At 71.2% G+C, this 7,887-nt stretch carries 1 protein-coding gene; it reads right to left on the bottom strand.

What is annotated here, in order from left to right; translation table 11 throughout:
* Window positions 1-7,872: amino acid adenylation domain-containing protein (locus ACFYOU_RS33245; protein WP_391311032.1), on the bottom strand; the 7,872-nt coding region annotated here is incomplete at its 3' end.
* Window positions 7,873-7,887 lie beyond the last annotated feature (15 nt).

Genomic DNA, 7,887 nt, shown 5'->3' with positions numbered 1-7,887 from the left:
TGCGTCCTCCAACAACCAACCGATCCGCGCCCCCGGATACTCCACATCCACCGGCACATACGCAGCACCCGCCAACACCACACCCAACACCGCAAACAACTGCTCCACACCCGCCGGCACCGCAACCGCCACCACACCACCAGGACCCACACCCCGACCAATCAACCAACGAGCCAACAGATTCGCTCGCTCACCCAACTCCAGGTATGACCATTCCTCTTCACCACACACCACCGCCACCGCATCCGGGCACTCCCGCACCCGCCCCACGAACAACTCCGGCAACGTACTCACCACAGGAGCAACACCACTCGCCGACCAACCCAACAACCGCTCCCGCTCACCCGCACCCAACACATCAAGCTCACCCACCCGCGAACCAGGCCCCGCAACCGCACCGGACAACACCCGCACCAACCGCGCCCCGAACAACTCCGCCGTGTCCTGGTCGTACAGGTCCGTCGCGTACTCGATGAACCCCGACATCCCCGCCGGACGACCGTCCTCGTCGAAGACCTCCGACACACTCACCGTCACATCGAACTTCGCCGTCCCCGTCCCCACCGACTCCGTCCGCACACCCAAACCCGGCAACTCAAACCGCGCCTCCTCATTGTTCTGCAACACCAACGCCACCTGGAACAACGGATGCCGACCACCCAAACGCACCGGATTCAACCGCTCCACCACCAACTCAAACGGCACATCCTGATGCGCAAACGCCTCCAGGCACCCCTCACGCACCCGCCCCAACAACTCACCGAACGACGGATCACCCGACACATCCGTCCGCACCACCAACGTATTGACGAAGAAGCCGATGAGGTCGTCCAAGCCCTCGTCCATCCGCCCCGCGACCGGCGAACCGACCACAACGTCCGAACCCGCACCCAATCGTGACAGCAGGCTCGCGAGTCCGGCGTGGAGCACCATGAACAGGGTGACGTCCGCGGACCGCGCGAGGTCCCGTAGCCCTGCGTGCAGGTCGGCGTCGACCTCGAAGCGAATCACTTCGCCCTCGTACGAGGCCGAAGCGGGACGCGGCCGGTCACCCGGCACCGTCACCTCTTCCGGCGCGCCCTCCAACTGGCGCTGCCAGTAGGCGAACTGGCCGCCCACCACGCTCGACGGGTCGTTGGCGTCCCCCAGTACCTCGTGCTGCCAGACGGTGTAGTCCGCGTACTGCACGGGCAGCGCCGTCCATGCCGGGGCCTCGCCGTCCGAGCGGGCCGCATACGCCGTCACCAGGTCCCGGGCCAGCGGACCCGCCGACCACCCGTCCCCCGCGATGTGGTGCAGCACCAGCACCAACACCGCGTCGTCGCTCCCGGTGACGTCGAGCAGGTGGGCGTGGACGGGAACGTCACGGTCGAGACGGAAGCCGTGCTGGATGGTCCCGGCGATACGAGGGGTGACCGCAGGCTCCGCGACCGGCTCGACGGTGAGGGGCACCCGGGCCTCGTCCACCGGCAGCACGTACTGGTACGGCCGGCCGTCCCTCTCGGGAAAGACCGTGCGCAGGGCCTCGTGGCGCGCCACGACGTCGTTGATGGCGGCTTCGAGCGCGTCGTGGTCGACGTCGCCGGTGAGGCGCAGGGCGAACGGCATGTTGTACGTCGCCGAGGGACCTTCCAGCTTGTGCAGGAACCACAACCGCTGCTGCGCGTACGACAACGGCAACAACTTCGGACGCGACCGCGCCTCCAACACCGGACGCACCTGCCCCCCACCCAGATGCCGCACCAGCCTCCCCACCGTCGGCTCCTCGAACAACACCCGCAACGACAACTCCACACCCATCACACGACGAACCCTGCTCACCAAACGCGTCGCCAGCAGCGAGTGCCCACCCAAATCGAAGAAACTGTCGTCCACCCCGACCGACGACACCCCCAGAACGTCCCCGAACAGACCGCACAGGATCTCCTCCTGCGGGGTGCGGGGCGCGGTCGCGTTGTGCCCGGTGTACTGCGGTGCGGGGAGCGCCGCCCGGTCGATCTTTCCGTTCGGGGTCAGCGGCAGCGCGTCCAGCAGGATGATCGTGGACGGCACGAGGTAGCCCGGCAGTACCTCCTGGAGGTCCGCGCGCAGTGAGGCGGGCGTGGTCCGGGCGTCCGGCACGGGTACGGGAACCGCGTAGGCGGCGAGGCGGGTCTCGCCCCCGTGGACGAAGGGCGCCACGACGGCCTGTGCCACCGCGGGCAGACGCCGCAGCGCCTCCGCCACCTCGCCCGGCTCCACCCGGAACCCACGGATCTTCACCTGGTCGTCGGCCCGACCCAGGTACTCCAGTTGTCCGTCCGTGTTCCAGCGGACGACGTCGCCGGTGCGGTACATCCGGGTGCCCGGCGTGTCGAACGGGCACGCCACGAACCGCTCCGCGGTCAGGGCTGGCCGGCGGACGTATCCGCGCGCGAGGCCCGGCCCTGCCAGGTACAGCTCGCCGGGCACGCCCGGCGGCACGGGCGCCAGGCTGCTGTCCAGAACGAACACGCGGGCGCCGACGACCGGGGTGCCGATGGGGGCGTGCGCGTCGGTGAGGGGCGGGCTGGTGGTGGCGTAGACGGTGGCCTCGGTCGGGCCGTAGGCGTTGATCATCCGGCGTCCCGCGGACCAGCGGGCGGCCAGGGCGGGCGGGCACGCCTCGCCCGCGACCACCAGGGACCGGAGGTCGCGCAGGGCGGACTCGGCGGCGGCCGGGAGGGTGGCCAGGACGGACGGCGGGATGAAGAGGTGGGTGGCCCGGTGGGTGGCGAGCGCGGCGGCGAGCTGGTCGCCGACCAGGTGTTCGGTGCCGGTCTGCACGAGCGCGGCGCCGACGGTGAAGCCCGTCAGGAGTTCCATCACGGACACGTCGAAGTTGGACGAGGTGAACTGAAGGGTGCGGCTGCCCTCGCCGAGGCCGAAGCGTTCGGCGGTGGCGGTCAGACCGGCGAGGCCGGCGTGGGTGACGGTCACGCCCTTCGGGGTGCCGGTGGACCCCGAGGTGTAGATGACGTACGCGGCGTTGGACGGGGACAGGGGTGCCGTGCGGTCGCTGTCCCGGGGGGCCCGCGTCGGCTGCCGGTCCCACGCGGCGGTGGTGGCGGGGTCGTCGGTGAGGACGAGCGGCGCCCGCACGTCCAGGGGTCGGGTGGCGAGCACCAGCGCGGGCCGGGCGTCGGCGATCAGGTACGCGATCCGCTCGGCGGGGTGTCCGGGGTCGATCGGCAGGTAGGTCGCTCCGGCCTTGAGGACGCCGAGGACGACGGCGATCTGGGTGCGGGAGCGGTCGACGGCGACGCCGACCGGGGACTCGGGGCCCGCGCCCCGAGTGATGAGCCAGTGGGCGATCTGGTTGGCGCGCGCGTCGAGTTCGGCGTAGGAGGCCGTGCCGTCGGCGTCGATCAGCGCGGGTGCGTGCGGGGTGGCGCGTACCTGCCTCGCGAAGAGTTCGGGCAGGGTCGCCTCCGGCTCGGTGCGCGGCGACGTGCTCCAGGCGGCCAGGGTGCGCCGTTCGGCGGCGTCGAGGAGGTCGAGTGCGCCGACGCGGCGCTGCGGGTCCTCTGCGGCGGCTGCCAGCAGACGGGTCCAGCGGGTCGCGAAGGCGTCCACGGTGGCGGCGTCGTACAGGTCGGTGGCGTATTCGATCATGCCGGAGAGCCCGGCGGGCCTGCCGTCCTCGTCGAAGCTCTCGACCAGGTTGAGGGTGAGGTCGAACTGTGAGCCGCCGGGCGCCGGTTCGAGGAGCCGGGTGTCCAGGCCGGGCAGTTCGAAGCGCAGGTCCGCGTTGTTCTGGAGGGCCAGCATGACCTGGATGAGGGGGTGGTGGGCGGTGGAGCGCTGCGGGTTGAGCTTTTCCACCAGGTACTCGAAGGGGATGTCCTGGTGGGTGTAGGCGGCCAGGCTGGTCTCCCTGACCTGGGCCAGCAGATCGGCGAACGTGGGATCGCCGGAGGTGTCGGTGCGCAGGACCAGGGTGTTGACGAAGAAGCCGACCAGTTCGTCCAGGTTCTCGTCGGTGCGGCCGGCGATGGGCGAGCCGACCGCGATGTCGTGCCCCGCGCCCAGCCGTGAGAGCAGGGCCGCGAGACCCGTGTGCAGAACCATGAACAGGGTGGCGTCCGCCGAGCGGGCCAGCTCGCGCAGCGCGGCGTGCGTCGGGGCGTCGAGCGTGAATCCGGTCTCGGCGCCGCGCTTGGACGCGACCGGGGGCCGCGGCCGGTCCGTGGGGAGGCTCACGGCCTCCGGTAGGCCCGCCAAGTGCTCGGCCCAGTAGGCGGCCTGGCGGGTGAAGAGGGCACCGGGGTCGGTGTCGTCGCCGAGCAGTTCGTGCTGCCAGAGGCTGTAGTCGGCGTACTGCACCGGCAGCGCGGACCACCTGGGCCGTTCACCCCCGTGGCGGGCGGTGTAGGCGCTCTTGAGGTCGTCGGCGAGGGGGCCGAGCGACCAGCCGTCCCCGGCGATGTGATGGATCGTCAGTACGAGGACGTGGGCGTCCGGGCCGGTGCTCAGCAGCCGGGGGCGAACGGGGATCTCACGGTCGAGCTCGAAGCGGTGGCGGACGCACTCCTCCACCCGTGCGTTGAGCTCGTCCTCGGGGACCGGTTCCGGCGTGAGTTCCAGGCGCGCTTGCGCGACGTCCCGTACGTGCTGGTAGGGCTGTCCGTCGGTGTCGGGGAAGACCGTGCGCAGCGGCTCGTGCCGCGCGATGACGTCGCCCAGCGCGGCTTCCAGGGCGGTCACGTCGAGCGCGCCGGTGAGCTTGAGGACGAGCGGCATGTTGTACGTCGCCGACGCGCCCTCGAACTTGTACAGGAACCACAACCGGCGCTGCGCGAACGACAACGGCAACACCTCCGGCCGCACCCGCCGCTCCAACACCGGACGCACACCCACACCCGACAACCCACCCGCAAGCCCCGCCACCGTCGGCGCATCGAACAACGCCCGCAACGACAACTCCACCCCCAACACCGCACGCACCCGACTCACCAACCGAGTCGCCAACAACGAATGCCCACCCAAATCGAAGAAATCGTCATCCACCCCCACCACCGGAACACCCAGGACGTCCGCGAAGAGGGTGGCGAGGATCTGTTCCTGCGGTGTGCGGGCGGCCCGCCTGGAGGTGCTCGCGAAGTCGGGGGCGGGCAGCGCGGACCGGTCCAGCTTGCCGCTCGGCGTGCGCGGTACGGCGTCGAGCACGACGAAGGCCGAGGGCACCATGTAGTCGGGCAGCCGGTCGCGCACCGCGTCCCGCACCACGGACACCGTGAGTTCGCTGCCCTCCTCCGGCACCAGGTAGGCGACGAGTCGGCTCACGCCGTCCTGCTGTTCGTGGGCGGTCACCGCGGCCTGGGCGACGCCCGGGCGGCCGCGCAGCACGGCTTCGATCTCACCGGGTTCGACCCGGAAGCCGCGGATCTTCACCTGGTCGTCGGCCCGACCGAGGTACTCCAGCTGGCCGTCGGCGTTCCAGCGGGCGAGGTCGCCCGTGCGGTACATCCGCGCGCCGGGGCCGGTGAAGGGGCAGGCGACGAACCGTTCGGCCGTGAGGCCGGGGCGGCCCACGTAACCACGCGCCAGGCCCGCCCCCGACACGTACAGCTCGCCCCACACGCCCGCCGGGACCAGTTCGAGCCGCTCGTCGAGGACCAGTCCGGCCAGCCCGGGCAGGGGCCGGCCGATGGGTACCACTGCGGTCTCCCGGCCGGCCGGGAGCGGGCTCATCGCGGCGCCCACGGTCACTTCGGTGGGCCCGTACGCGTTGATCATCCGGCGTCCCGGGGCCCACCGCGCTGCCACGTCGGGCGGGCACGCCTCGCCCGCGACCGCCAGCGTGGTCAGGTCGGGGAGCCCGTCCGGCCCGTGGGTGTCCTCCAGGGTGACCAGGACGGACGGGGGGAGGGTCGCATTGGTGATCCGCTCGCGGTGGAGCAGTTCGGCGAGTTCCCGTCCGGCGATGCCGGTCTCCTCGGGCACCACCAGCGTCGCCGCGGCGCTGAAGGCGGTCACCATCTCGGAAACCATGGCGTCGAAGCTGGACGGCGAGAACTGGAGCACCCTGTCCCCGGGGCGCAGCGCGAAGGCGGCCCGCTTGGCCGCTGCGAGCCCGGCGATCCCGGCGTGCGTGATCTCGACGCCCTTGGGGCGGCCGGTGGACCCGGACGTGTAGATCACGTACGCGGTGTACGCCGGGTCGACGGCGATGCCGGGGTCCGTGTCGGCGTGGTCCGTGAGGTCCTGCCGGACCCACGCGTCGTCGAGCACCACCGCCGGCTCCGCGTCGCCGAGCATGTACGCCCGCCGCTCCGCCGGGTAGTCCGGGTCCACGGGCACGTAGGCCGCGCCGGTCTTCAGTACGCCCAGCAGCGCGGCGAGCAGGCCGGGCCCGCGCCGCATCAGCAGCGCCGCCCGCCGGCCCGGACCGAGACCGCGGTCGGCCAGCAGCCGCGCGATCCGGTTCGACCAGGCGTCCAGTTCGGCGTACGTCAACTCCTCGTCCCCGCTCACGACGGCGGGGGACGTCGGGGCGCGCCGCACGGCCTCGGCGAACAGGTCGGGCAGGGTGAGCGGTTCGGGCCTCGCCGAGCCGCGCACGCCCGACCAGTCGAGCAGCTGCGGGCGTTCGTGCGGGGCAAGCAGGTCCAGGGTGTCGATCGGTAGGTCCGCGGCGTCCGCCGCGGTGTTCAGGAACCGTGCGTACCGCGCCCCGAAGGCCGCGACGGTGTCGGGGTCGTAGAGGTCGGTGGCGTACTCGACGAACCCGGTGATGCCCGCCGGATCGCCGTTCTCGTCGAAGGTCTCGCCGATGTTCAGCAACAGGTCGAACTGTGAGCTGCCCTGCCCCGGGTTCTCCAGCCGGGCCTGGAGCCCGGGCAGGTCGAAGTGCACCTCCGCGGTGTTCTGGAGCGTGAGCATGACCTGGACGAGGGGATGGTGGGCGGAGGAGCGCTGCGGGTTCAGCTTCTCCACCAGGTACTCGAAGGGGATGTCCTGGTGGGTGTAGGCGGCCAGGCTGGTCTCCCTGACCTGCGCCAGCAGATCGGCGAAGGACGGTCGCCCCGAGGTGTCGGTGCGCAGGACGAGGGTGTTGACGAAGAAGCCGACCAGGTCGTCCAGGCCTTCGTCGGTGCGGCCGGCGATGGGCGAGCCCACCGCGATGTCCGTGCCGGCACCGAGCCGCGACATCAGCCCGGCGAGCGCCGCGTGGAGCACCATGAACAACGTCGCTCCGTGGGCCCGCGCCAGCTCCCGCAGGGTGGCATGGGCCGAGGCGTCGATCTCGAACGGCAGCATCTCGCTACTGTGCGACGCTTCGGACGGCCGCGGTCGGTCGGTGGGCGGGCACACGACGTCGGGCAGACCGCGCAGGTGGTCGGTCCAGTAGGCGGCCTGGCGGCGCAGCAGGCTGTCGGGGTCGCTGTCCTCGCCGAGCAGTTCGTGCTGCCAGAGGCCGTAGTCGGCGTACTGAACGGGCATCGCGGACCACTGCGGGGACCGGTCCTCACGGCGGGCCGCGTAGGCGGCGACCAGGTCCTCGGCCAGGGGCGCCATCGACCAGCCGTCACCCGCGATGTGATGCATCGTCAACATCAGCATCGCCTCGTCGGGCCCCGTCGTCAGCAGCATCGCGCGCAGCGGCACGTCCCGGTCCAGCTCGAATCCGTGCCGTGCCATGTCGTGCACCAGCCGCTCCCGCCGCTCCACCACCCGCGCGTCTTCCACGGTGAGGGTGAGGTGGGCTTCGGTGGGGGTGAGGATGTGCTGATACGGCTCACCGTCACGGTCGGGGAACACCGTCCGCAAGGGCTCGTGCCGGGCGATCACATCATTGAGCGCCGCCTCCATCGCCGACACATCCAACTCACCCACCAAACGCAACACCAACGGAATGTTGTACGT

The organism is Streptomyces sp. NPDC005955 (assembly GCF_042871255.1).
In the GTDB taxonomy this organism is placed as follows: Bacteria; Actinomycetota; Actinomycetes; order Streptomycetales; family Streptomycetaceae; genus Streptomyces.
The sequence above is the reverse complement of the archived record's forward strand: the minus strand, read 5'-3'. Positions and strand labels throughout refer to the sequence as shown.